A 25,141-nucleotide genomic window follows, 5' to 3' on the forward strand; every position below is an offset into this window, starting at 1 on the left:
AACCATGATGACAATCACGGACATCATGAGCACGGACATTGCGGCTGCTCGCACGATCATCACTCGCATGAGCATTCAGGCTGCGGGTGCGGACACGGCCATCATGAACATTCAGGCTGCGGCTGTGAACATAATCACGGCTCTTCAAAAGAGATGATAATTCAGTTCGGTATTTCGGCCCTTTTGTTTGTATTAGGTATTTTTACTCATGTTTTTTTTCCTAAAACGGGAATTCGAATTCAAAATTTTTACCTTGCTTTTTCAACACCCTTATTTGTTATAGCTTGGCTTACTGCAGGCTACAAGGTATTGCTTACCTCAGTAAAAAAATATTTTAAAGGGGCAGGTCTTTGACGAAAACTTTTTAATGACGGTTGCAACCATAGGTGCCTTTATTTTGGGAGATTGGACCGAGGGTGCCGCAGTTATGCTTTTTTATAATTTAGGCGAGGTGGTTCAGCACTCGGCTGTCGAAAAAATCCAGGCGTTCAATCATCGAGCTTATGGATCTCCGTCCCGACTTTGCCCGCATTTATAAACCAGGTGGAGAAGAAAGGCTTGTAGACCCTTCAAAAGTAGAGGTAGGTTCCCTTGTGCTTGTAAAAGCCGGAGAAAAAATCCCCTTGGACGGAATTATCTATGAAGGAAGTGCCGAGCTTGATACATCTTCTATGACAGGTGAAAGCCTTCCGCGTACTGCCGAAAAAGGCAGCTCCGTCCTTGCAGGTTTTGTAAACTTAACAGGAGTTATAACGGTAAAAACAACCGCCTCACTGGAAAATACGGCCGCCTCAAAGATGCTTGAACTCATCGAATCCGCACAAAACAGAAAGGCTAGGGTAGAGCGCTTTATTACTTCCTTTGCAAAGGTTTACACTCCGATAGTTACGATAGGTGCTGTTCTTCTTTCTGTTTTACCGCCCATAGTAAATGCCCTCATTTTTTCATCGCCGATTATCGGCTGGGAAAGTTTTGCTCCTTGGGTTTCGCGCGGTCTTGTATTTTTGGTTATTTCATGTCCCTGTGCCTTTGTAATTTCTGTTCCTCTAGGCTATTTCGGCGGAATAGGAGGAGCTGCAAAAAGAGGTATTTTGATTAAGGGTGCGGATTATATTGACGCTCTTTCAAAGGCGGATAGTGTAGTCTTCGATAAAACCGGAACTCTTACCAAGGGCGTTTTAAAGGTCTTAGCCTTAATGCCTGCAGACAATGTAGAAAAGGACGAGCTTTTAAAATTAGCCGCCCTTGCAGAATTTAACTCCCATCATCCGATAGCTAAGGCTGTGCAGGATTGTGCTCTGGTTAATTTGCCTGAGGAAGAAACAAAGACTTTTACGAATGCAGAGCTTACCGATTATTACGAAAAGGCCGGAAAGGGTATTTCGGTAAACTACAAAGGCAAGACTCTTTTGGCAGGTAAGAACTCTTTTATAAGAGAATCTATAGGAAGCGGTGTTTCTTTATACGGAGACGAAATAGGCGGAACCCAAGTCTATGTTGCTTATGAAGGCCGATACATGGGTTGTCTAATCCTAACCGATACTCTTAAAAACGAATCAAAAGAAGCTGTATCAGACTTAAACAAGCTGGGTCTTTCAAGAATTGAAATACTGACCGGCGATAACGAAAAGGCTGCCAAAAAAATTGCAGAAGATTTAGGTATAAATAACTATACCTCAATGCTTTTACCCCATGAAAAAGTTGTAAGGTTTGAAGAAATTTCGGATGAAGTTAAGGCTAAGAATAAAAAGGCCTCTGTCATCTTTGTCGGGGACGGTATAAACGATGCTCCGGTTCTGGCCCGTGCCGATGTAGGTATAGCCATGGGCGGCATAGGCAGCGATGCTGCTATCGAGGCGGCTGATGTTGTTCTTATGAATGATAATCCTCGGCTTGTTGCCGCTGCCGTAAAACAGGCAAGATTTACCCGAAAAATCGTTTGGCAAAACATAGCTCTAGCCTTCGGTATAAAGTTAGGCTTTTTAACCTTGGGTGCCTTAGGCCTTACCAATCTTTGGGCTGCTGTTTTTGCCGATGTAGGAGTTGCATTATTGGCGGTATTTAATTCTTTAAGAGCAAAAAGATAGGCTTATAAACGGTATACATCATCGGGGGTTATCATCTCTTTACCGGTATAAATAATCCAATCGCTCATGTATTCGATATTGTATTTTGTGACGGTTTCTTTTTCTATGCCTTCTACGTAATATGCATCTTGAATAGATTTTAATGTAAGCTCAGTCTCCGCAATTTTTTGGAGCTCGAACCAAATATATTCTATTTTGTTTTCTTCAGAGTAAAATTCCTTATCGACAGGAATAGAGATTTTTATAAGAACAGATGAAGCCTTCTTTTCAAAATGAGATTTTACAAATCCGAAGCGTTCTTCTGCCAAAATTTTTCTCCTATGCATTTCCGTTTCCGATATAAAATAAATTGGGTTTTCAAACCTTTTCTTTTCAAAAACACTTATGTGACGGTAATGTTTTTCCTTGTATTCGGCGGCTGAAGTAAATAAAAATACTGCAAGGTGGCTGTCATCGGTATGTTTATTATCGGGAGAAAGGGCTTCAGGAATTGCAACATTGTTATTTTGGTAGTAATTTAATGCATCTTTGTACATTACAAGCGAGCAGATAATAGGTGTATGGTCTTGCAGTATTCCTATGTATGCACAATTTTTGTCGGCTCCGCATATTAAGTTTAATGCCAAATTTTGAAGCAAATGGGAGTGTTCTATACAAAAGTCAGGCTTTGAGTCCAAAATATCAAGCTCATTTAAGCCGTATCGCGATAAGCCGTGAGTGTGAAGCCATATAAAATCTCCTTTTTTATCGGGAACAGCATGAATAGAAAAAGCATATAAGGGACAAGGCGGAACGGAGGATTTTGCAGCGTGTTCAACCCATCTTCCCGAAAGAACATTGATAGAATTTGAGTCATAAACTGCAATAAGATTTTTATGTAAAATCTCGGCTATAATTTTTATTTGAAGATGATAAGAGTTTAGAGGGTTTCCGTTACATACCATCTCGGTCAAAACGGCATTTTTTGCCTTTTTTATAAATTCTTTTTCGTTTTCCGTAAAAATATGATTGTACATAAAATCTTTTAATTTTTCCGATGAAAAGTCCGTAATGCTTATTGAAAGATTATACTCACTGTCTTTATAAAAAATTCTAACATCAAGTCTGTGTTCTGTTTTGTGTAATTCTAAAATTTTAAAACCTATATTATGATGCAGCTTAATTTCAATTTCATCAAGCTCCTCTAATCCTTTTTCACAGTGTAAAGGAATTAAGGGGATGGCATACATACATGATACTTTTTTGTTTTCCATCTTTTTCCTCCTAAAAGATCATCCCCACCTTAGATAAATTATACAATAAAAATTTTTATACTGCAAGATAAAATTTTAAATTGTATTATTTTTTATGTTTAAGATAAATCAAATTTCACCTTGCGGAATTTAAATAAAAGGTTTAAAATTAACATATAAAGGAGATAATTTTATGGAAAAACTTAATGTAATTGTTCCCCCGCCGCCAAAAAAAATTTTAGTTTTAGATTTATTTACCAATATTGGCTGGATTGCAGGTAATTTTTTTACCTCAATTTTTGTTGGAAGTTCAGCTAATTTGAGGGCTGTTGTAAGTTCCAAAGCCTTCATCGCAGGTATTTTGATTGCCGTCTTAAGTCCTATCATAAAACAAAAACTGTTTTTTCCTGCAATTATAAATTGGGAAGAAAACCCCGAAAAAGCAAAAAAGAACATCCTAAGGTATGAGACATTTTTATTGGTTATCCCCTTGCTGTTTACCGCTGCCGTACCTCTTATCTCTTTGGAAGTGGGCATTATTGGTGAAACCGGTTTGTTTCTATCATCCCTTTTTAGCACCATAGGGAATATATTTTTGCTCGGCACTATATTTTCTTCAAGCACTATTAGAGCTTTTGAAAGATGGGTTTCCTTTATTCCTGTCGAAGAAAAATACCTATCTTTTTCGATGATAAAAAAAATTACTATTGCAAGTCTAACCTGTATTGTTGCGGTCATCCTCCTTGTGCTTGCTCCCATTGTCCGTTATGAAAATCAAAACATTTATGAAAGACTTATAAGTTCCGTTTTACCCCTGTTTATTTACGGTTTAGTTTTATCCATACTAAGCTTGGGAATAATAGTAAAATCTATCGAGGTCCGAATTTTTTTGATTCAAAGAATAATAAAGGATTTGGCTGACGGAAATTATAAACAAGAGTCTATTGCAAGCTGGAACAGGGATGAGATTGCTCTTTTACTGGTAGATATCGGGAAGCTTCTACGATTTAACAAAACATTTATGAGAGATCTTAATGAGAGTGTAGGCCTTTCAGGAGACACGGCCGAGTTTCTTTCTTCAAACATGGATAAAACCTCTGAGGCTGTCAGAAAGATAACCGATAATATTTCTTCTGCCAGAAATCATATACAAGATCAATCTTCAGGTGTTGTAAAGATGCAGGGAACTTTAAAACAAATGGCCGCAGGTATAGAAAAATTAGGAAAAAATATTGAAAGCCAATCTGCAGCCGTTACGGAATCTGTTGCAACGATAGAAGAAATGGTTTCCAATATTCAGTCCGTAACAAGAACCGTAAAAGAGAATGTGGACTCAATCGAAAAACTAAACGCTTCTGCAGAATCAGGTAATCAGGCTGTTTCGACAGCACACACAATAGCAAAAAACATTACAGATGATTCCGAAGGCCTTTTGGAAGCATCCAATGTTATTCAGCATATCGCAAGTCAAACAAACCTGCTTGCAATGAATGCGGCTATTGAGGCGGCTCATGCCGGAGAGTCCGGAAAGGGGTTTGCCGTAGTTGCAGACGAAATCAGAAAGCTGGCTGAGGAATCGAGTACTCAGGGAAAAACAATTACAACCGTATTAAATAATCTTAAAACCAAGATTGAAGAACTTAGTTCCGCCGCTGAAACTACGGAAGTTCAATTTGCCGAAATAATGAAAATTCTTTCAACCGTAAATAACGGAAGCAATACTATAATGAGTGCTATGACAGAGCAAAGTTCGGGAAGCAGCCAAGTTTTGGATGCGATAAAAGAAATAAGCGAAATAACTTACGATGTAAAAAACGGCTCCTTGGCAATACTTAAAGGTAATACTGATGTCAGTAAAGAAATTAGCAAGCTAGTGGAAATTTCTCAAATGATAGACCAAGGTATGAGCGGTATAGGAAGCGACACCGGACAAATAAATGAAATCATAACCAAGGTAAGCGAAATAAGCGGAAAAAATAAGGAGGCTGTTGCCAAGGTTATGAGGTACCTGTCTCAGCTAAGTTTTTAGGTTTGTCAAATCGATCTTGAATACGCTATTAACCGCCCTCTTAAAATTTTCTGGAAGCGGGGCGGTAATTTCTTTCGGTAATTCATCCAAGAATTTTTCTTTAAAAATCAATTTATAAGCATGTAAAAAATATTTATTTGGTGATACATACTCAGAAAATAGTTTTTTTTGTTTTGAGCCGTATTTTTTATCGTTTAAAAGGGGCGTACCGAATTGGGAACATTGTATTCTTATTTGGTGCTTTCTTCCGGTTATAAGATTAAAAAGCACAAGGCTTAAATTTTCTTCTTTTGAAAAATCAAGTATTTTTATTAGGCAAAGACATTCTTTTCCGTTTATTTTGCTTTTAAATTCTTTTAGTGAGGGTTTTCCCTCGGTTATTCCTATGTAGAATTTACCGATTTTTCCTTCTTGAAGGGCCTTTGAAAAGCCTTGGGCTCCCCTTAGGCTTTGAGAAAAGGCTAAAATTCCGCTTGTGTCCTTGTCCAGCCTATGAAGGGCTCCTGTTTTAAATGAAAGACTTTGTTCTTTAGGCGGAAAATATTTTGCAACAGCTTCGCAAAGGCTTTTTTCTCCGTGTACAAGCTCTCCACTTTTTTTGTTTATAAAGATTAAATCGTTTGTTTTTAATAGGACATCAGGTTTTGAAACCGAATATTTTTTTTTCTCTTCAGAAACGGAATCCGTTAAGGCAAATAGGCTAAAATCCATTGAAATTTCATCGCCTTTTTGGGTCATGTAGGCACCGTTTTCTTTTTTTCCGTTTACCCGTATCTTTCCTCTCCGCATTGCCGAATATACGCCCGAAAGAGGCATTTTGCCTAAAAATTTGCGTACTACACGGTCCAGCCGTCTGCCGGAATCGTCTTCACCTATATAAAAAATCTTATTTTCTTTACTCATTTCTATATTATATACCATTTACAGACTTGACAAAAGAGCTATTTTGTAGAGAATTAAGGATATGTTGGAAACGATGTATAAAATGCAATGGATTATGTTTTGCTCTAATCCGATTTTCTTGTCCGCTATAACAAGCTGGATGATGAGTCAGGTTATAAAGACTATTTTTGCATTATTTAATGCCTCAATAAAAACTCCTCTCGATTTTGTAGAACTTGTGTTTTGGCGTACCGGCGGAATGCCTTCAAGTCATTCCGCTCTTGTAGCATCTTTAACCGTCAGCATAGGTATAAGGCAGGGCTTTGACTCGGATCTTTTTATTTTTGCAAGTTTTATGGCTCTTATCGTTATAAGGGATGCAGTGGGTGTAAGAAGATCCAGCGGTTTACAGGCTAAGGCTCTAAATGACCTAGGTTCAAAGTTTGCAGAAAACAATGAGGGATATAACTTTAATGCCGTAAAGGAAATTCAAGGCCATAAACCCGTTGAAGCTGTTGCAGGCATTATTCTAGGCATAATAACATCAATATTATTTTCTTATTTTGGATAAGAGTCATGAATCAACCTAAAAAATACATCTTCGGTCTTGATATTGTTGCAGGTTTTTTACTGATTTTCTCTTTTTTCTTGTTGATCTTTGTTCCGATGAGTTCAAGGTCTACATTGTGGAAGGACTACCGTATTCTTTTTGTGCCTATGGATGTAAATGAGCCTGCTATTTTGCAGGCAGCGGAAGAAAACGGGATTACGGGGGTTATTTCCTCCCAAACTGCTGAGAGCCGCTTTTCGGATTTTGAAGAACAAGGTTATACAGGATATCCTTTTACCGATAAGGAGAGGTATTCCCAATGGTTTTTAAATGACCAAGAAAATATCAGATATATGTATATTCCGTCAGATAAGAAGATAACCAAGTCTTTTTTTAGGTTTTTAAAGCAAAATACCGGATCTTTTTTTATAGAAAATGATACGCCTTTTTCATTGTTTCAATTTTGCATTGCTCTTGTTTTTTTTGCAGTATCTTTTTTCTATACCTGCCGTAAAAAAAATTATCTTTCGGCTGCCTTTCCCTTTGTCCTTTATGCAGCCTTTCAACGAGGCATTTTAGCTCTTTCTTCCTCAATTTTAATCATGTATACGGTTGCGTTTTGGATTGAAGCGATAGGCTCATCTTTAAAGTTTACCAGGGAGCAACTTTTGTTCAGAATCAAAAAGAATCCTCTTTTAGTTTTTTTTCCCTTTGTTGCCTTGATAATTGCAAAATTTAACAGTAATATTTCTCTTGTTCTTTTTATCTTTGCCTTGTCGGCCGGAGCTTCTTTTACATATATCATTGAAAGGTTTAGTTTTTTTGTAGAAGAAAAGATAGATACACAAAAAATTCATAAAACAATAAGGGCCTATGTAATGAATCCGGAATCGGTTGCAAAATTTTGGCATACAAGGCATCTTTTGATAATATCTTCTTGTGCTCTTTTTTTTATTGTATTTTCATCCTTGTTTTTGCATTTTAGTTTTAATAAAACCATGAAGGCTTATCAAAATACCCTATATTTGCCTGTGCCTGAAACTGAGGTTGGTATTTCAGGCTTTTCAAAAGAGGCCTTTAATGAACTAAAAAAGATAAGGACAGGCGATGAACTTCCCGATTTGGGAAACCTTATTTCGGATACATGGAATGCAAAGGTTATGCCCTTTGTGCGGCTTGACCATTCTCCTCAAGAAATCGAAAGGGTAAGTTTTAGCGATTTTTCTGTAGATGAAAAAGGAGTAGTAACCGAGCAAGACGGCCTTGTGTTCAATTTTGATGATGAGTTTATAAAAAGCGTTATTTCTTTTAGGCCTAGTCCTTCTATTGAGGACTTGCTTTACAGTCAGGGACGGTTTATAACCGCTTCTTATGCACCTAAGAAATTTCCGCTTAACCGTTATAATAGTGCGGCATTGCTTGTTGCCCTTGTTTCGGCTATAATGCCGTTGATGATTATATTATTGAGAGTGTTTGAAAAATGACGGAATTTTTAAGATTTAAACGCGGTAAAGAGCTTTTAGAATATCCTAAACTTCCGGCCGCGTTTGAAGGGAATGCCTTTTTACCCCAAAGAGCCTTTATACCTATAGCTTTTGATTCTAAAAAGCAGCCGGAAACCCTTGTAATGCGGGGAGAAACCGTAAAGGAAGGTCAAATTATTGCAAGGACTGAAGAGCCTTTTTCTGTAGGCATATTTTCTTCCATTCCGGGAATTTTGTATGATTTTGTCGACTTTACCCTTCCTGATGGAAGTCTTATTCATACTGCCGCAATAAAACTTGAAGGCTCTTTTGATATTCTGGGCCGTCCCTTGCCTGATTATCCTTGGAGAACTTCTTCTTACTCCGAAATTATCAGGGCAATAGGTTATTCAGGGATCTTAAACACTGTAAATATTTCGGCCGTACCCCTTATTTATCAAATAAGAAATGCCTTAAAAAAAGGAGAGACGGATATTTATATCAACCTATTCGATAAAGATCCTTCTTCCGGTCTTGATTCGATCTTGTTCGATAACTTTTTTGAAGAAACGGCAGAGGGAATAGGGATACTGGCTAAAATCTTAAATGCGGCATCTGTAACCTGTATTCATAAATTTAATAAAAAAGAGCTTTACAAGTTAGAAAAAATTTCGGAAACTTGCGAGCCTTTTTGTAAGGTAAAATTTATAAATGCCTCAAATGATTATCCGTTTGTTCAAAATAAATATTTTGAAAATAAGGAAAATCCTTTTTTGGTAGATATTCCTACAGCTATCTATACATATGAGGTTGTAAGAACAAATAATCCTATTACCTCAGTTTATGTTCTTGTAACAGGAAAGGCTATAAATGAGCCTAAGGTCTTAAAAGTTAAGATAGGTACCCCCATCGGAAGCCTTATAGAAGAATGCGGCGGTTTTAAGACGATGCCTGCAAAAATTATCTTGAACGGACTGATCGGCGGTTTGTCGGCGGACAGCTTGGATATTCCAGTAACAAGTACCCTAAAATCTATCCATGTCCCGGGCAAGGACAGTATAAAAAAACATTCTATCGAGGCATGTATAAATTGCGGTTTATGTTTTAGTTCCTGCCCTCTTTATTTGGAGCCTAAAAAAATAGTCAGAGCGATTGAAGCCGAAGACTTAAACGAGGATATTTTAAAGCAAATAAAGATTTGCAGCGGCTGCGGCTGTTGTTCCGCCTGCTGCCCGTCCCGTATTCCATTATGCTCCATTATTTTAGAGATGTCAAAAAAAATTAAAAAAGGAAGTTTTCTATGAAATCTTACTCGAACCTGTCTTTGACTGCGGCTCCCTTTGTGTATACGCGTCTTCCGGTTTTAGGGATTAATATTGCAGTTTTATCTCTTTTAGGTATTCAAATTTTAATTCTGGCTATAACCGGCGACTTTTATGCTCTTTTAAATATTGTCATTTCAGTTATGGGAGTTTTATTTGTAGAAAATTTACTTAGATACTTAGCTTCCTCAAAATTTGTTGTATCTCTTGAACTGATTATTTCAGGTCTTCTGATAGGCTTTTTTATGCCGGCTGGTATAGGCTTTATCTTTGTGTTTATTTTAAGTGCTTTTTCGGTATTTATAGTAAAAACCATCTTCGGCGGGACAGGACGGAATTGGATAAATCCGGTTGCCTTTGCCGTATGTGCTGCATATATTTCCAGACCTGAAGCCTTTCCCCCTATGATTTCGGACTTCGCTCTTTTAAGTGAAAAAGGCAGCATTTTTGCAGTGATGGAAGCAAACGGTCTTGTAAAGCTTCAAACGGATTTTACCGTTACTTCTGCCCTTAATTCCCTTTTATTGCATGGTGTAGGTGTAACTCTTCCCGAAGGTTATATAAGCCTTTTTTTAAACTCGACATCATCAATTCCTGCTTTCCGTTACAATATAGTTACATTGGCAGCTTCAATAATTTTGTTTTCTATCAGGGCTGCCGATTATATTCTGCCTTCTGTTTTTTTGGCAACCTATGCATTTTTAGTGTGGACCTTCGGAATGGTTCCTGTTTCAAATATTTATTTTGCAGGCGATATACTGTCGGCAGTTTTAACGGGAGGCGTTTTATTTGCAGCTTTTTTTGTTATGACCGATCCTGCATCTTCTCCCAAAACAAAATACGGAAAGGCGATGAGCGGATTTTTTACCGGGGTTTTTGCCTTTTTTATCTGTGCACATGGAGCATCCCCTGCAGGAGTCTTCTTTGCCGTAATCCTAGGTAACCTTATTTCTCCTCTTATCGAAATACTTGAGATAAAGATACAGGCGAAAAAAAGGAGTATTTATGAATAACTCTAATTTAGAACAAATAAAAAAGTACCTTCTCCTTTTTGCTTTTTTTACGGCTGCAGGGCTTATATTGTGGGGAAGCGGTTATATAGTTTCAGGACTTAAAAATGATGCCTACTTGCAGGAAGCTGTATATATCATAAAAAAATCTCCTATTACCTCGGAATATCAGGAGGTCAAGTTTGTAAAAAATTTAAGCCCCTCCTCTTTAAATATGAATTTTTGTAATGCGGTTTTTGAAGTCGAAATGAAAGAAAAAAAAGGTTATGCCGCTTTTTTTAATATGAGCGGAAAGTATGGTATGTATCAAGGTTTGTTTCTTTACTTTAAAGGGGAACGGCAATGTTTTTTTTGCGGTCTGGGAGGAGGAATTGCCGATAAACCTGCCGTTTATTACGGAATAACTCCATTGACTATCAGTATCGCCGAACATAAACTGGAATCTGCCTTTGAAAAACTTGAGATAAACAATGAGGAGGAAAAATAATTGGCAGGCAATAAAAAACTGATTGTCTTTGTTTTAGGCCTATGTCCCATCATTCCAGCGGCCTCAAATTTTGCGTACGGGATTGTTTTAGCCGTTTTATTATGGGTTATATTATTTTTGGGTCTTTTGGGAAACTATGCAGCAAAGCTCATGGATATTAACAAGTTCAGCTCTGTTTTTGTAAGTGTTTTTATGATTAGCGGTACAGCCTTGGTTAATGCCTTGCTTGAAGGTATCTTACCTATAGTCTATGGACCTATTCAAGTATATACATATATATTAACATTTTCATATATCATCTTTTTAGGTTTAAAACAATATTACGAAGACTCCGAATCACTGGATATACCTATATGGTATTCCGTCTTGATTTTGGGTTTGTCAGCCTTAAGGGAGTTTTTTGCTTTCGGCTCTCTTTCTTTTCCCGTTTCATCCGGCTTTTTATCGCTAAGGCTGCCTTATTTTTCAAGCCATCCGCCTTTCCGGTTTTTAGGAACGACTGCCGGAGCCTTTATTATCCTCGGTTTGATAATCTGGATTTATTTTTCCATTACTAAAGAATTACCTACCATTAAGATGGGAGAAGAAGAATGAGCCTAATTATATTTTATACTTTTGTATCGTCGATTGTTTTTGTTTACGGAATAGGCTTGGAATGTATATATATCTATCTTGACAGCCCAAAAAAAATATATATATTTTTTATCAAAAACTTAATAACGGTTTTGATTGCTGTAAGTGTGCTTTGGGGAGCAAGCAGGTATGTTTTAAACACTCTTGGGGCCGGTTTTTTACTTCCTGTTTTGACAATAATTTTTTTAGAAGGTTTAAACTTGATTTTAAAATTTACATTACCGAAATTTAGTGTTTTGAAACCTGAAGAAAAAATTTTCAGTTGGGGATTGGTGTTTTTTTGCCTCTATCAGGCCTCGGCATACCAAGAGTGTATGGATTTGATTATTTCGGGTTTTTTAAGTCTTTTTGTATTTGTATTTGTCATAAATGCAATAAAACAAAAAACTTCAGATAATGAATCTTTTACCGAATGGAAAAAGGCCTCATTTTTTTTGATAAGCATGGGGCTAATGTTGACGGCTTTTTATCTTACTGATTTATCGCCATTTTTTTAGTTTTCACTTGTTTTTGAAATGGGGCATATGATTGACAAGGCTTTGCTTATAATTTATAATCGAAATATTGCAAAAGTGTAAAGGGGTTTTTGTGGAAAAAAACGGTAAAAAAAAACTGGAAATATGTTTTGCGGTTCACGCTGACTATAATATCATTGATGAGTTTTCAAAAGAAGATTATACCCAAGACTATAAAGATTTTTTTTCAAATTTATATTCTTCTCCATCTATTCCATTTACCCTTGCATTTAACGGCAGGTTTTTGGAATGGATACAGCGTAAAAACACCTCTTTTTTTGATGTGATTTACGAAATGCATAGCCGAAAACAAGTAGAAATATTGGGAAATCCCTTTTATGAGCCCTTTGTTTCGATGATTCCTTCTGCAGACCTCATAGGTCAGATAGAGTACATGACGGACACTTTGCGTAAGCACTCGTATAAAAGACCTCGCGGAATGTATCTTCCCTATTTTGCATGGAATCCCAATGTTATTTCAAATTTACAAAAATGCGGAGTGGAATATTGCCTGCTTGACTCCCGTTTTTTTAGCAAAGCCGGTTTAAATGCCTTTGCTCCTGTTTGTATGGAGGACGGCGGAAAAATCTTATTCGGTATTCCTGCGACATATGAATTTGAAAATACCGATTTACAGCCGTCCGCCTTTTATGACTGCTTATGTAATTATGCAAGCGTTGTTACCGAGACAAGTCTTGTAGTTTTCTTATCAAGGGAAACAGCGGTTAGATTTTTAGATAAATCGAAGGACAAGCAATCATGGATGGAGGAGTTTTATGAGCGTGTTTCCGCTACTGAATCTGTGATTTCGCTTACTCATACCGGACAAATCATTAAAAATAAAAGAATATATCAAAAGGGTTTTATAGCCTCAAATGCGATATTTTCGAATCAGCTTGTAGAAACTTCGGTAAAACAGCTTTTGGCCAACAAGCAGAATGTTTATGCCATGTATGCAAAGATGATTTATGTGCATAGTCTTGTCAATCAGGTCCGGGGCGATAAGGCCCGTAAAAATAACTCCTCATTGGATTTGTGGAAGGCTGAAAGCGGTATTCTTTTTAATTTGGATTGTAAGCATAAAAAATATAACAGGTATTTAAGACAGTACTGCTACCGAAATTTGCTTTTAGCCGAAAAACAGACTCGAATTCCCGGTGCTTTTACAGATTCTTTAACTAGTTTGGATTTTGATTTGGATGGCGTTAAGGAGTTTATATCCCAGCGGGAGCATCTTAACATGTATATTCACGCCCTTGGCGGAAAAAATTTTTGAGCTTGATGTATTTTCAGCCTATAAAAACTATGCAGATATATGTTCCGAAGAAACCGGCTTGTTTGTGGATCATCTTATATCTTCGGATGAACTTGATATAATTAAAAAGGGTGATTTTAAGACTGCTGTTGCCAAGCCCGTTTTTTGCGAAAATCTTTATCAGGATGTAAAAGTCGACAGGGTCAAATTTGAGCTTTTTATGAAAACCGAAGGAAGTTTCCGCAGTTTTAATCAATTAGTTTCCTTGCGCAAACAATACAGTTTTAATGATCGAGGTGTTCAAGTTCAATATATCTTAAAAAACGAAAGTCCTTTTAATCTTTCTGCTTATTTTATGGTTGAAATAGATCTGTCTGTAAGCCCTATTGAAAAAAAACTTCCGAGCGTTTCAGTATACGCAGATGATCAAAAATATGAGGCTTCTAAAGAAAAAAATATCTTCTCAAAGATGTCTTGGATTCAAATAGATGAACCCGAAGGAAAAACGGTTTTTACCATAGAATCGAATGAGGTGGCAGAGTGTATTATTCTTCCCATATACGAAAAAATTCTTGAGGCAAAAAATCCGATTATGGGAATAAGAAATCTGTTTTTTTGGAAGGTTGATTTAAATTCCGGCTTTGAAACCGAAAAGATGCTTTTCTTTAAGGTCGATGCAAAAAAATCGGGAAAAGAAAAATAAAGCCCTCTATCCCTCTTGACCGCAAGGCTTTACATACGTAAACTGTAAGTATGAGACGCATTTTGCCTTATATACTTTATATATTAGCATTGGCGATAGAAATAGTTAGAGTTCTCTTGTTTACTTATATAGAAAAGGCTCAGCCTTGGCCCTTAAGTATTGTTGACTGGGCTGCCTTTGTTTTTTTATGTATACCGGCTGTATTTTTCTTTTTATTATTACAGCAAGAAAAATATTTTCATCGGCTTTTAAGGATGATTGCCGTCATTAAATTTTTATCCATCATTGCGGCATGGTTTTTTTTGATAAAAACAGCCCGTTTTGTAAGTATAACGGACTGGACTGCCGATATGTTTATTTTACAGACTCGGATAACAAGATTGTTTTTGTATATTGATACTGTAATATTAGTTTTATGCTTAAAAAGGGAGAGGTCTTTATGCAAATAATTCCTATAGCCAGCGGAAAGGGCGGTGTCGGTAAGAGCCTTATAGCTGCAAATCTTGCAATTGCTTTGGGACAGGCCGGTAAGAAGGTTGTACTGGCCGATCTTGATTTGGGAGCTTCAAACCTCCACTTAGTTTTAGGTATCCAAGGACGAAGAAACGGCATAGGTACTTTTTTAACGAAAGCTGCCGAATTTAAAGATATAATAATCGAAACAGAGTATGAAAATGTAAGGTTCATCCCCGGCGATTCCGAAATTCCCGGATTTGCAGCCTTAAAAATATATCAGCGCAACTCTTTGGTAAAAGAATTGTTAAAACTTGAGGCCGATTTTTTGGTATTGGACTTAGGGGCCGGAACGCATCTGGGTATTCTCGACTTTTTTTTACTTTCGCCCAAAGGAATTATCATAACTTCTCCATCAGTAACTTCAACCCTTGATGCCTATGTTTTTTTAAAGAATATAGTGTTCAGGATGATGTGTTCATCATTTCCTGCTAAGTCGAAGGGCGGAATGTTTTTTGAAAAACTAAAAAATGATGTTCCGGGAATGCAGCGTCTTTATATTCCGACAATAACCCAAGAGCTAATGACTATTGACCCTGACAATACAAAAAAGTTTTTAAGCAAATTTTCTCACTTTAAGCCCCGCATTATAATGAACATGATGGATGATCCCAAGGATGCGGAAAAGGCCATGAAGATACGCCGCTCTGCAAAGCAATATTTGAATATTGACCTTGAACATCTCGGGGTAATATACACGGATGCCGTGCAGGATAAGGCTCTTTCTTCAAGACTTCCCGTAATCAGGTATAAACCTCAATCTATGATATCTCAGGCTATCTACCGCATAGCCGATAAACTTATTCAATATGAAGCCGAAAATTATACGGTAGAAGAATTTCAGGAATTTTCCGATTATTCTTTTATGTCGGCAGAAGCCGAGGCTGAAACCGATTTTAAGTCAAAGATGGAATATTTGGACGATTTGATCGGAGGGGAGGTCTTATCGTCGGGTGAAATGAGTGAAATTATAAAATCTCAGCAGTTTGAGATAAATGTTCTTAGGAATGAAAATTTATTGTTAAAAACAAAAATAGCAAAGGCTCTTAAGCAGGGCTTTAAAGTATAGGAAAAAAGTATATGGAAAATAAGTCGTGGACATTAAAGAAAAATAACAGCGGAAAATGGTTTTTAACATTCGGCTCTTTGCTTGATACCAAAAATTGTCCTTCAGCCGATGCTATTTATCTTGAGGCAAAAAGAAACGGCATCAAAAGTGCATCCCTTGTAAGCAAAAAAACTATTGAAGACTATTTAAAAAAACATACTGGGTCAGGTATAGAACCGGTTCCGTTGGCTTTGGAACTTGATCCGAACTTTGATGCTAGAATTACGGCAAACACCGATAAAACTGAGGCCTACCTCTATGTAAGAAAAGCTGCCGACTCTGCTAACGAAGTCGATATGTCTACAATCAGCAGGCTTCTGCAAAGAAGTAATATTGCAAATATAGATAATGCAAAAGTAAAAGAAGGGTTAAGTAATTTTATAAATTCTTCCGAGATGGAATTTTCCATGCTGATTGCTGAAGGAGCTCCTCCTAAAAGGGGCCCGGACAAAAAACTTATTACCCATTTTGAGCAGATTCCCGACCATGAGGTGCAGCGTTTGGCAGACCGTTTAAAAAGGCCCGATTTACGCACTGCAAATGTTGAAAATCCTACAACCGACCAAGACTACCCGCTTTCCGAGGCTGAAACTCTTACAGTTGTAACAAAGGGTGATTTGCTTTACGAGGTTGAAGATGCAGGCTTGGGAGAAGCCGGTGTAGATGTATACGGTCAAACAATTCCCGGCCTTCCCGGCAATGATCCTTTTTTCTTGGATTTACGAAACATAGTACAAAACCATTCCGAGCTGCGTGCGGGAGTTACCGGTCTTCTCTTAATTGCAAATACGGAACGCGGTTTGAAAATCCGTATAGTTCCATACAGGGATGCTAAGGTAAGGGCCGTAATAAGCCGCGATAAAATGGAAGCCTCTCTTATTTTGCAGTCAGGCTTAGGTGCCGGTGAGAGACTTTCGGTTATCGGCGTAAAAACGGCATTAAACGAGGTTAATCTTTTAGATTCTATTTCGGAAGCAAGGATAAACGAAATTATAGATTCTGCACGAAAGGCAAACGATGAGTGCGAGTTTGTAATATTGAGCGGAACGCCTCCCATTGCACCCGAATCATATAAACTTGAATGGGCTGTAAATTTTAGTGAGGATCTAAGTATCGCAACTGTTGAAAAAGATGCTCTCATCTTGACAGCCCGCCTTTTACCTAAGGGAGAAAAGGGCAAAAATGTTTTTGGCGAACCCATTGATCCAAAAAGTGCCGAACCCACAGATCTTCCGGCCAATGACGAAACTATAAAGGTTACCGAAGAAAAGCATATTATCAAATTTTTTTGCTGCAGAGTCAGGCGAGCTTTCTTTATTCAATAATGCTCTTTCAATATCTTCGCTTAAAACTATTCAAAGCGATATAGACACCAAATTCGGCGATATAAGTTTTCCAGGTAACCTGATTATTACCGGCGATATTAAAGATGATGTAAAGGTAAAATCAAAGGGAAAATTGACAATTACCGGCACTGTAGAAAAGGCCCTCATCTATTCGGAGGATTCCCTTACCTTAAACGGAGGTATAAACGGAAAGGGCAGGGGAACTGTTTGGGCTAAGAATCAGACCAATCTCCAATATGCAGAAAATGCCAGAGTTTTTTCAGGCGGAGATATAAGCATATCCTCTTACTGTTTTAAGTGCTTGGTCAAAACAAACGGTACGGTACATTTGACCGGAAGTCCAGGTGTCTTGCTAGGCGGAAGCATTCATGCTGCAAAGGGAGTTGCGGTACATGACTTGGGTGCCGAAAAAACAATAAGGACAATTATCTCGTTCGGACAGGATTATTTAATAAAGGACGAAATCGAGGTACGAGAAAAAGAAATAGAAGATAATAATGCCGAGCTTGCAAGAATCGAAAAAGAGTTACAAAAAAATCCTTCGAATATTGATGCTCTGCGTCAAAAAAAGGTTAAGCTCTTAAAAAGAAACAGTGCTCTTACAGTCCGCATATTTAATCTAAAAGAAAATTTTGAATTTCACATTCCTTCAAAAATAACAGTTACAGGTTCGGCTTATCCGGGGGTTGTGCTTGAAAGTCACGGCCGTTATTTTGAAGTTATGGAAACTCATCATAATGTATTTTTTGAGTTCGATGAAAAAACCGGACAAATAATATGTTCGCCTATTAAAGAAGTTGAATTAGAACAATAAGGGGTTTGACGATGCTTTTAGCTATACAATATCCTTCGTGGCTTCATCCCGAAATTATTCCGGGACTGCCTTTTTTGAGATGGTACGGTCTTATGTATCTTGTTGCCTTTGGAATTGCCTATTTTTTATTTTCTTATCAGGTAAAACAAGGTGAATTTGAAAGATATTCCGGTTGTCAAAAGGCTATGACACAAGATGACATTGCCGATCTTTTTATCTGGGGAATCTTTGGACTAATTTTGGGTGCCAGGATTTTCGGAACACTGGTCTACAATCCTGAAACCTATCTAAAAGCCCCTTGGTTGATTTTTTGGCCATTTGCAAGGGATGGAGCCGGAAAGCTGGTCTTTGTAGGTCTTCAAGGTATGTCGTATCATGGCGGTTTTATAGGCGGTTTTTTAGGAACCGTTCTTTGGACAAAAAAATATAAATTTAAATTTGCGGCAGTTGCAGATATTATGGCTGTTTCAATTCCTCTAGGTTACACATTCGGCCGTCTTGGCAATTTTGCAAACGGAGAGCTTTACGGCCGCATAACTACGAGCAAGATAGGCATGATTTTTCCTCAAGCTCCTATTTCGGACCGGTTTTATTTGGCCGAAGGCTGGGTAAGGAATTTTGCGGAACAAGCCGGTATTGCTGTGCAAGAGGGGGCTTCAATGATAAATCTGCCACGCCATCCAAGCCAGCTCTATGAAGCATTTTTTGAAGGAATTGTACTTTGGCTTATCTTGTGGATTATCCGCAAAAAAAAGCCCTTTGACGGTTTTCTTGTTTGTGTTTATACATTGGGCTACGGCTTTTTTAGATTTTTTATCGAATATTTCCGCCAGCCGGATGCCAACAAGGGCTATCCAATATCGTTTGGAGATGGGGCTGCAAATATTTATGTTTACGAATCTTGGAAAAATATATCTACAGGGCAGATACTATGCAGCTTGATGATTTTGGGTTCTCTTGCTGCGATGCTCCTTCTGTATTTGCGGGACAAAAATTCCAAAGAGAAAAAAAGGAAAAAAGATGGATAAAAAAAAAGCTTCTATCTTTTGTATTGAAGATCTTGGTTTTTACCGTATTGCGGTTTCTTCGCCTAAAATTTCTCTTGCGGACATAGATGAAAATTTAAGTATTCATCTTCAAGAAATAAAAAAAGCCGATAAAGATGGTGTAAACCTGATTCTTTTTCCGCAGCTTTCAATTACTGGGGCCTCATTAGGTTCCGTTTTTAAACAGTCTCTTGTAATTGAAAAAGCCTTTGATGCAGTAAGAATTATAGCCGAAAAGACTAAGCAATTTGCCGTCTTGTCCGTTGTAGGTCTTCCTTTTTTATATAAAAATATACTTTATTCTTGCTCGGCAGTAATCGGGAGCGGAAAACTCATAGCCCTTGTTCCGCATCTTCCTTCGGAATTTCTAGGTCCGCATTTTTACGATTTGGAAGATGAGCCCTGCCTGATTTCTCTCTGCGGAGAGAATATTCCTTTTGGAAAAGATTTTAAATTTATTGTAAACAATGAGGCTTATTATAATCCAGGTAAGGGTTTTTCGTTTTCGTTTGATGTTTCTTATTCTGCAGATCTTATTTTATCCCCTCTTGCTGAACCTTCAAAACCTCTTGGTGCTTCTGCTATCAGGCAAGGCTATAAGGCCGTTTCATCTGCACAAAAATCGGCCCTTGCCTTTGCAAACTGCGGAATGGGGGAGTCTGTTTCGGATTATATTTTTGCAGGAGAGTGCGGTATATTTGAAAACGGAAAAGAACTAAAGTTTATTCAATGTTCAAAAGAATCGCCATATTTGTATTCAGACATCGATGTTGAAATTTTGAAAATGCAAAAATTGAATTCAAAGTTTTCAAAAAAGACTGATTCCGGTTGGGAAATTTTAATAGAACAAGAAAGTTCGAATACTAAAAAAAACTTAAATTATCATGTACAAAAAAATCCTTTTTTACCTGACTGCGATGCCGTTCATAAAAATTTTATATATAATAACTTCTTTTCGGAGCTTATTTTTTTCCAAGGTTCAGCCCTTGCACGCAGGCTTCAGTTTATAGGCTGTTCAAAATGCGTTGTAGGTATTTCAGGCGGCTTGGATTCCTCTTTGGCCCTTCTTGCATCTGCCTATGCACTTAAACTTTTAAACATTGATTTTAAAAACATCTATGCCGTTACCATGCCGGGTTTCGGCACAACCAAAAAAACAAAAAACAATGCTTCGGCACTGGCAGAAATTTTAGGCTGTACTCTTTTGGAAATTCCTATAGAAAAGGCTATGGTTCAGCATTTTTCGGATATAGGGCAGAATATAGGTAATCACGATATTGCTTATGAAAATGCCCAAGCCCGTGAAAGAACTCAAATTTTGATGGATAAGGCAAACCAAATCGGCGGAATTATGGTCGGCTCAGGAGATCTGTCTGAAGCTGCTCTGGGATGGATGACCTACGGAGGCGACCAAATGTCGATGTACGAGGTCAACTCTGCAATTCCAAAGACCCTGCTAAAAGACTGTATACTTGCCTTCGCCGAAAATAAGATTTTCTTTGAAGATGAAAAGAAAAATACCGCATTTGTTGAGCTTCTATCCAATATAATAAATACGCCTGTAAGCCCTGAGCTTCTTCCGCCTAAAAACGGAGAAATTGCTCAGAAAACCGAGGATATAATAGGCCCCTATGAACTTCACGATTTTTTTATTTATCATGCAATAGGGAACGGTTTTTCTCCTAAAAAGGTTTATTTTCTTGCCCTTGAAGCCTTTAAGGATGGAACATATTCCGAGGCCGAAATTTTAAAATGGCTGAATATGTTTTATAAGAGGTTTTTCTCGCAGCAGTTTAAAAGATCATGCAGTCCCGAAGGGGCTTCCGTTACCGGTTTTTCTCTTTCACCGCGTGGGAGTTGGCTTATGCCGTCCGAAATATCGGCAAAAATATGGCTGACAGAGCTTGAATTTTTGCTTAAAATAATGTAAAGTACAGCCTATGTTGACGGCATTTTTGAACTGGATAGGTAACTATATAACTTATTTTCCCTTGGTGGTTTTTTTAGGCTTACTTCTTGGCGGATTTAATATACCTATTTCTGAAGATGTTCTTGTTGCAATGTCGGCTATCCTTTCTCAAGGCGAAAAAGCCTCTATTCCTCATTTTTTATCGGCTCTTTATATTGGTGCTGTTGTTAGTGATTGTATGGTATACGGCTGGGGGAGGCTAATTTCTAAGGGTTCCATATCGATGGGTCTTTTTTCAAAGATTATAACAAAGGAAAACACATACCGTCTCTTAAAGGCCCTTCAAAGGCACGGTGTTTTTACCTTTATAATTTGCCGTTTTATCCCCTTCGGAGTAAGGAATGCCGTATCCATGACCAGCGGCTTTGTAAAATATCCGTTCTATAAATTTTTCTTTTATGATTTAATTGCTGCAATATGTAATATTACCGTATTATACAGCCTCGTTTACTTTTTCGGCAGTAAGGGCGGCGATTTTATGAAGATATTCGGAATCGTAATGTTTATTCTTTTCTTGGCTGCCGGTGCCTATCTTGTCAGCTCCGGAAAGCTCTTTCAATTCGCCGACAAAAAACTCGATCAAGACAAAAAACAGAAATAAGCTATTTTTTTTAATTTTCCCCTCTATTTTTCTCTATGACAATTTTAGATTATGTATATTCAAAATTTATATGATTGATATTCCTAAATATATAGGATTAGTATTTTAAAATTTATCTGGTTAATATTATAAAATATGTATGATTTATATTTAAAAATATATATGGTTATTATTATAAAATCTATCGTATTAGTATTGCAAAATATGTCGGATTGGTATATAATTTATTCGTAGGGAATTTTATATGATGAAGGTTCAAAATTATATCCCACGTGCTGTGGATGACAAAATAGATTTATATTTGACTCTTTTTGGTGCCGTCTGTATAGAAGGGCCTAAATGGTGCGGTAAGACGTGGTCTTCAGCCTATCACAGTAAAAGCTCGTTCTACCTGGGTTCACCGCAGGGTGCTTTTCAAAACAGAAAGATGGCTGAAATGAGTCCCGATATTGTACTTGAAGGAAAAACACCGCGACTTATTGATGAATGGCAGGATGTTCCTCTTTTGTGGGATGCGGTACGTTTTGAAGTGGATAAGAGGAACAAAAAAGGGCAATTTATTCTTACGGGTTCTGCAACTCCCAATCACAAGGGGATTTTACACAGCGGTGCCGGGCGGATAGGCCGATTGAGGATGAGACCTATGTCCTTGTATGAGTCAAAGGATTCTACGGGAGAGGTTTCGCTAAAAGAGGTTTGTGAGGGGAAACCTTGTTTTTCCCCGATAAAAGAAACCGATTTACTTGATATTATAAATCTTATAATCAGGGGCGGCTGGCCGGCAAATATAGGCAGTAGTGCTAAAAGCTCATCAAAAACGGCTGCAGAATACCTCCATGCAGTTTTAGAAGATGATGTGTTTAGAATTGACGGTATAAAACGAGATACCTCAAAAATGAAGCTTCTCCTTAAATCCCTTGCCCGAAATGAAAGCAGTACGGCATCAAACCGTACACTCAAAAACGATATTAACTCCGCCGATTACGAGAATATAGATATAGAAACTACTGCAACCTATCTTAATATCTTTGACCGGCTCTTTTTAACCGATAATCAAAGGCCTTTTTCTCATAATATGAGGTCGTCCGTTCGTATTAAACAGATGGAAAAAAGGCACCTCGCAGATCCGTCTTTGGCTTGTGCTCTTTTGGGAGCCGGAGAAAAAACTCTTTTATCCGACTTGGCTACATTGGGCTTTTTGTTTGAGGCCTTGTGTGAACGAGACCTAAAGGTGTATGCCGATACCTTTGATGCTACAGTATATCATTATCAGGATTATAAAAATAGGGAGATCGATGCGGTCATCGAAATGCAGGACGGCTCTTGGGCTGCATTTGAAATTAAGCTTGGAGCAAATCAAATAGATGAGGCTGCCGCAAATTTGATTAATATAAGGGATAGTTTAAAAGCCGAGGATGCAAATTATCCGAAAGTTATGGGTGTTATATGCGGCTTGGCAAATGCTGCGTACTGCCGTAAAGACGGAGTTCTTGTAATCCCGATAACTTCGTTAAAGTGGTAAAGGTGCCTTACAGTGCTAACCCCTCTTTTTAAGAAACGGTTAAGTTTTTTTATCTTTTAAAGAGCGTTTTCCAATTTAGAGGCTGCTTCCGCCCAGCTTTCCGAAAGCTCTTCAGCTCTTGCCTTAAGCTCTTCTATTTTGTTCTGCACAGCCCTGCTTTTTTCGCCGTTGGAGTAGACTTCGGGTTCGGCTAGGAGGGCTTCATTTTCGGCTATTTCCACTTCGCATTTTTCTATTTCGTTTAAGAGCCGCTCTTCTTCTTTTTCTAATTTTCTTCTTTCCGATCGGAGTTTTTTTTGCTCCTCATAGGAAAGTGCGGCCGATTTTTGCGGCTGGGACGAGTTTATCGGCTTAGCTGCTGTTTGAGGTTTTGTTACATTTACGGAAGTTTTGGAATCGTCATCGGCTTTTTCTTGTTCAAGCCGGTAAAGATAATAATCGTATGTTCCCGGAAAGTTTCTTACCCTTGAAGGCTGTAATCCCTCTTCATCGGCTTTGAGCTCCAAGACCCTTGTTGCAAGGTCTTGTATAAAGCCCTTGTCGTGAGATACAAAGATTACGGTTCCGTCAAAGCGTTTTAGGGCATCTAAGAGCACATCTTTGGAGTGTAAATCCAAGTGGTTTGTGGGCTCGTCCAAGATTAAAAGATTCAAGGGCTTTAAAAGAAGAAGGAGGAGGGCAAGCCTAGATTTTTCTCCTCCCGATAGTACCGAAAGGCTTTTATAAATATCGTCCCCCCTGAATAAGAAGGCTGCGAGCATATCGTAAAGTTTAGGAACAAGTTCGGTAGGGGCCGAGCGTTCGAGGAGGTCTATGATGCTTTCGCTTCCCGTAATGGTCTCCGATTCGTCTTGAGAAAAATAACCCATTCTAACCCCGGCTCCTTCTTTTAAGCTGCCTGTAAAGTTTTTATCTTCTCCTGCAAGAATACGCAAGAGGGTTGACTTTCCTGCTCCGTTTTTTCCGGCCAAAACAAGGCGTTCTCCTTTTTCGACGGTTAAATCCAAATTTTCTATTACCCTGTGAGTACCGGATGCCGTACTGTAGGCCCTGCTTATTCCTTCTGCCTGTAAGACAATTTTACCCGAATGAGGGGCCGGAGGAAAGCTGAAGCGGATTTTTTTTAGGTGTTCGGGAAGCTCAATCCTTTCCATTTTTTCGAGCCGTCTTATTCTGTCCTGAACCAAGGCTGCCCGGCTTTCGGTATACCTGAATTTTCGGATAAAGTCTTCTGTTTTGGCAATTTCTTCCTGCTGCTGCTCATAGGCCTTTATAAGCCCCTCAACTTCAACAGTCCTTATTCTTTCATAATCGCTGTAAGTTCCCTTATATTTTTTTAGGTTTCCCTTAAAAAGTTCGTAAGTTTCGTTTACGGTTTGATCCAAAAAGTAGCGGTCATGGCTTACAAGTAAAAAGCCTCCCTTAAATTTTTTAAGCCAAAGCTCAAGCCAAGAGCGGGCTTCAATATCTAGGTAGTTCGTAGGCTCGTCAAGAACAATTATGTCGGCATTTTGTAAAAGAACCTTTGCTAAGGCTATGCGCATTTGCCAACCGCCTGAAAATTCTTCCGTGTTCTTATTAAAATCGGAAGAAGAAAAGCCCAAGCCGCGCAAGGTTTCGTCAATAAGGCCTTTTTTTGCATTCCAGCCCGAATTTTCAAGCCTTGTCTGCAAGGCATGATAATCGTTTGCCAAGGCGAGGAGTTTTTGCTCGTCCTTTTCGGTTTTCATCCTTTCGCCCGTCTCATCCATGGCCTTGATAATATCATAGCCGTAAGCAAAGGCTGTTTCGGCTTCTTCTGCCAAGGTTTTTCCCTTGTGGACTATCCCCGACTGAGGTAAGTAGGCTATTGATGTATCTTTTTCCGAGGCTATCTCCCCTGAGTCGGCTTTTATTTGACCTGCAACAATCTTCATCAGGGTAGACTTGCCGCAGCCGTTTGCTCCCGTAAGGGCAGCCTTTGTTCCGGCCGTTAAAATTAGGGTAATATCTTTTAAAATGTCTCTGTCCCCAAAGGCAAGGGAAATCTTTGAAAGCTGTATAAACGGCATGGC

The 25,141-nt window shown here is 38.2% G+C and carries 21 protein-coding genes and 1 pseudogene; 19 read left to right on the plus strand and 3 right to left on the minus strand.

Annotation, left to right across the window (positions count from 1 at the left end; all coding sequences use genetic code 11):
• Positions 1 to 153 precede the first annotated feature (153 nt).
• Positions 154 to 2,087, plus strand: a pseudogene (locus E4O00_RS04710) (heavy metal translocating P-type ATPase).
• 2 nt (positions 2,088 to 2,089) lie between these two features.
• Here E4O00_RS04710 and E4O00_RS04715 read toward each other — a convergent pair.
• Positions 2,090 to 3,340: a DUF4026 domain-containing protein gene (locus E4O00_RS04715; protein ID WP_253678834.1), complete on the minus strand. Its 1,251-nt coding sequence runs from the start codon at positions 3,338 to 3,340 to the stop codon at positions 2,090 to 2,092.
• Positions 3,341 to 3,512: 172 nt separating this feature from the next.
• Here E4O00_RS04715 and E4O00_RS04720 point away from each other — a divergent pair, with 172 nt between their 5' ends.
• Positions 3,513 to 5,348 (plus strand): methyl-accepting chemotaxis protein, encoded by a 1,836-nt coding sequence (locus E4O00_RS04720; RefSeq protein ID WP_253678835.1) that lies wholly within the window; start codon positions 3,513 to 3,515, stop codon positions 5,346 to 5,348.
• Here E4O00_RS04720 and E4O00_RS04725 read toward each other — a convergent pair.
• The gene (locus E4O00_RS04725; protein ID WP_253678836.1) at positions 5,337 to 6,251 is read right to left on the minus strand and encodes an RluA family pseudouridine synthase; all 915 of its coding nucleotides are present in this window, start codon (positions 6,249 to 6,251) and stop codon (positions 5,337 to 5,339) included. The genes E4O00_RS04720 and E4O00_RS04725 overlap by 12 nt on opposite strands.
• A gap of 61 nt (positions 6,252 to 6,312) precedes the next feature.
• Between E4O00_RS04725 and E4O00_RS04730 the strand changes: the two genes are divergently transcribed.
• From E4O00_RS04730 to E4O00_RS04810, 17 genes are all read left to right on the plus strand, one after another.
• Positions 6,313 to 6,801, plus strand: a complete 489-nt coding sequence (locus E4O00_RS04730) for a divergent PAP2 family protein (RefSeq protein WP_253678838.1) — start codon at positions 6,313 to 6,315, stop codon at positions 6,799 to 6,801.
• Positions 6,802 to 6,806: 5 nt separating this feature from the next.
• Positions 6,807 to 8,264 carry a hypothetical protein gene (locus E4O00_RS04735; protein WP_253678844.1) on the plus strand — a complete coding sequence of 486 codons (1,458 nt, stop codon included), beginning with the start codon at positions 6,807 to 6,809 and terminating at the stop codon, positions 8,262 to 8,264.
• The gene (locus E4O00_RS04740) at positions 8,261 to 9,547 is read left to right on the plus strand and encodes an SLBB domain-containing protein (protein WP_253678848.1); all 1,287 of its coding nucleotides are present in this window, start codon (positions 8,261 to 8,263) and stop codon (positions 9,545 to 9,547) included. The genes E4O00_RS04735 and E4O00_RS04740 overlap by 4 nt, the downstream gene beginning before the upstream one ends.
• Entirely contained in the window at positions 9,544 to 10,578 is a 1,035-nt protein-coding gene (locus E4O00_RS04745; protein WP_253678850.1) for an RnfABCDGE type electron transport complex subunit D, read from the plus strand. Before E4O00_RS04740 ends, E4O00_RS04745 begins: the two co-directional genes overlap by 4 nt.
• Entirely contained in the window at positions 10,571 to 11,062 is a 492-nt protein-coding gene (locus E4O00_RS04750; protein ID WP_253678851.1) for a hypothetical protein, read from the plus strand. Before E4O00_RS04745 ends, E4O00_RS04750 begins: the two co-directional genes overlap by 8 nt.
• The gene (locus E4O00_RS04755) at positions 11,063 to 11,656 is read left to right on the plus strand and encodes a hypothetical protein (protein WP_253678852.1); all 594 of its coding nucleotides are present in this window, start codon (positions 11,063 to 11,065) and stop codon (positions 11,654 to 11,656) included.
• Positions 11,653 to 12,192, plus strand: a complete 540-nt coding sequence (locus E4O00_RS04760) for a hypothetical protein (RefSeq protein WP_253678853.1) — start codon at positions 11,653 to 11,655, stop codon at positions 12,190 to 12,192. Before E4O00_RS04755 ends, E4O00_RS04760 begins: the two co-directional genes overlap by 4 nt.
• A gap of 91 nt (positions 12,193 to 12,283) precedes the next feature.
• Positions 12,284 to 13,486 carry a polysaccharide deacetylase family protein gene (locus tag E4O00_RS04765; protein ID WP_253678854.1) on the plus strand — a complete coding sequence of 401 codons (1,203 nt, stop codon included), beginning with the start codon at positions 12,284 to 12,286 and terminating at the stop codon, positions 13,484 to 13,486.
• Complete coding sequence (locus E4O00_RS04770) at positions 13,467 to 14,168, plus strand: alpha-amylase/4-alpha-glucanotransferase domain-containing protein (RefSeq protein ID WP_253678855.1); 702 nt, start codon at positions 13,467 to 13,469, stop codon at positions 14,166 to 14,168. Before E4O00_RS04765 ends, E4O00_RS04770 begins: the two co-directional genes overlap by 20 nt.
• A gap of 50 nt (positions 14,169 to 14,218) precedes the next feature.
• The gene (locus E4O00_RS04775; RefSeq protein ID WP_371922714.1) at positions 14,219 to 14,617 is read left to right on the plus strand and encodes a hypothetical protein; all 399 of its coding nucleotides are present in this window, start codon (positions 14,219 to 14,221) and stop codon (positions 14,615 to 14,617) included.
• Positions 14,608 to 15,750, plus strand: a complete 1,143-nt coding sequence (locus E4O00_RS04780) for a nucleotide-binding protein (protein WP_253678857.1) — start codon at positions 14,608 to 14,610, stop codon at positions 15,748 to 15,750. Before E4O00_RS04775 ends, E4O00_RS04780 begins: the two co-directional genes overlap by 10 nt.
• A gap of 11 nt (positions 15,751 to 15,761) precedes the next feature.
• Positions 15,762 to 17,114, plus strand: a complete 1,353-nt coding sequence (locus tag E4O00_RS04785; protein ID WP_253678858.1) for a flagellar assembly protein A — start codon at positions 15,762 to 15,764, stop codon at positions 17,112 to 17,114.
• Positions 17,115 to 17,199: 85 nt separating this feature from the next.
• Positions 17,200 to 17,949 carry a FapA family protein gene (locus tag E4O00_RS04790; RefSeq protein WP_371922720.1) on the plus strand — a complete coding sequence of 250 codons (750 nt, stop codon included), beginning with the start codon at positions 17,200 to 17,202 and terminating at the stop codon, positions 17,947 to 17,949.
• Between the two features lie 11 nt (positions 17,950 to 17,960).
• Entirely contained in the window at positions 17,961 to 18,977 is a 1,017-nt protein-coding gene (gene lgt / locus E4O00_RS04795; RefSeq protein ID WP_253678859.1) for a prolipoprotein diacylglyceryl transferase, read from the plus strand.
• Positions 18,970 to 20,925, plus strand: a complete 1,956-nt coding sequence (locus tag E4O00_RS04800; RefSeq protein WP_253678860.1) for an NAD(+) synthase — start codon at positions 18,970 to 18,972, stop codon at positions 20,923 to 20,925. The genes lgt and E4O00_RS04800 overlap by 8 nt, the downstream gene beginning before the upstream one ends.
• A gap of 10 nt (positions 20,926 to 20,935) precedes the next feature.
• Positions 20,936 to 21,565, plus strand: coding sequence for a DedA family protein (locus E4O00_RS04805; RefSeq protein ID WP_371922715.1), 630 nt, complete (start codon positions 20,936 to 20,938; stop codon positions 21,563 to 21,565).
• A 244-nt stretch (positions 21,566 to 21,809) separates the two neighbouring features.
• The gene (locus E4O00_RS04810; RefSeq protein ID WP_253678862.1) at positions 21,810 to 23,087 is read left to right on the plus strand and encodes an ATP-binding protein; all 1,278 of its coding nucleotides are present in this window, start codon (positions 21,810 to 21,812) and stop codon (positions 23,085 to 23,087) included.
• Positions 23,088 to 23,143: 56 nt separating this feature from the next.
• Here E4O00_RS04810 and E4O00_RS04815 read toward each other — a convergent pair whose 3' ends face one another.
• The gene (locus E4O00_RS04815) at positions 23,144 to 25,138 is read right to left on the minus strand and encodes an ABC-F family ATP-binding cassette domain-containing protein (RefSeq protein ID WP_253678863.1); all 1,995 of its coding nucleotides are present in this window, start codon (positions 25,136 to 25,138) and stop codon (positions 23,144 to 23,146) included.
• Positions 25,139 to 25,141 lie beyond the last annotated feature (3 nt).

Origin of the sequence: Treponema sp. OMZ 788 (genome assembly GCF_024181245.1) — a bacterium.
GTDB lineage: Bacteria > Spirochaetota > Spirochaetia > Treponematales > Treponemataceae > Treponema_B.

Excerpts from the sequence above, each read along its gene's own strand:
- E4O00_RS04715 (WP_253678834.1), bottom strand. The coding sequence starts at position 3,340 with ATGGAAAACAAAAAAGTATCATGTATGTATGCCATCCCCTTAATTCCT.
- E4O00_RS04720 (WP_253678835.1), top strand. The coding sequence starts at position 3,513 with ATGGAAAAACTTAATGTAATTGTTCCCCCGCCGCCAAAAAAAATTTTA.
- E4O00_RS04725 (WP_253678836.1), bottom strand. The coding sequence starts at position 6,251 with ATGAGTAAAGAAAATAAGATTTTTTATATAGGTGAAGACGATTCCGGC.
- E4O00_RS04730 (WP_253678838.1), top strand. The coding sequence starts at position 6,313 with ATGTTGGAAACGATGTATAAAATGCAATGGATTATGTTTTGCTCTAAT.
- E4O00_RS04735 (WP_253678844.1), top strand. The coding sequence starts at position 6,807 with ATGAATCAACCTAAAAAATACATCTTCGGTCTTGATATTGTTGCAGGT.
- E4O00_RS04740 (WP_253678848.1), top strand. The coding sequence starts at position 8,261 with ATGACGGAATTTTTAAGATTTAAACGCGGTAAAGAGCTTTTAGAATAT.
- E4O00_RS04745 (WP_253678850.1), top strand. The coding sequence starts at position 9,544 with ATGAAATCTTACTCGAACCTGTCTTTGACTGCGGCTCCCTTTGTGTAT.
- E4O00_RS04750 (WP_253678851.1), top strand. The coding sequence starts at position 10,571 with ATGAATAACTCTAATTTAGAACAAATAAAAAAGTACCTTCTCCTTTTT.
- E4O00_RS04760 (WP_253678853.1), top strand. The coding sequence starts at position 11,653 with ATGAGCCTAATTATATTTTATACTTTTGTATCGTCGATTGTTTTTGTT.
- E4O00_RS04775 (WP_371922714.1), top strand. The coding sequence starts at position 14,219 with ATGAGACGCATTTTGCCTTATATACTTTATATATTAGCATTGGCGATA.
- E4O00_RS04780 (WP_253678857.1), top strand. The coding sequence starts at position 14,608 with ATGCAAATAATTCCTATAGCCAGCGGAAAGGGCGGTGTCGGTAAGAGC.
- E4O00_RS04785 (WP_253678858.1), top strand. The coding sequence starts at position 15,762 with ATGGAAAATAAGTCGTGGACATTAAAGAAAAATAACAGCGGAAAATGG.
- lgt (WP_253678859.1), top strand. The coding sequence starts at position 17,961 with ATGCTTTTAGCTATACAATATCCTTCGTGGCTTCATCCCGAAATTATT.
- E4O00_RS04800 (WP_253678860.1), top strand. The coding sequence starts at position 18,970 with ATGGATAAAAAAAAAGCTTCTATCTTTTGTATTGAAGATCTTGGTTTT.
- E4O00_RS04805 (WP_371922715.1), top strand. The coding sequence starts at position 20,936 with ATGTTGACGGCATTTTTGAACTGGATAGGTAACTATATAACTTATTTT.
- E4O00_RS04810 (WP_253678862.1), top strand. The coding sequence starts at position 21,810 with ATGATGAAGGTTCAAAATTATATCCCACGTGCTGTGGATGACAAAATA.
- E4O00_RS04815 (WP_253678863.1), bottom strand. The coding sequence starts at position 25,138 with ATGCCGTTTATACAGCTTTCAAAGATTTCCCTTGCCTTTGGGGACAGA.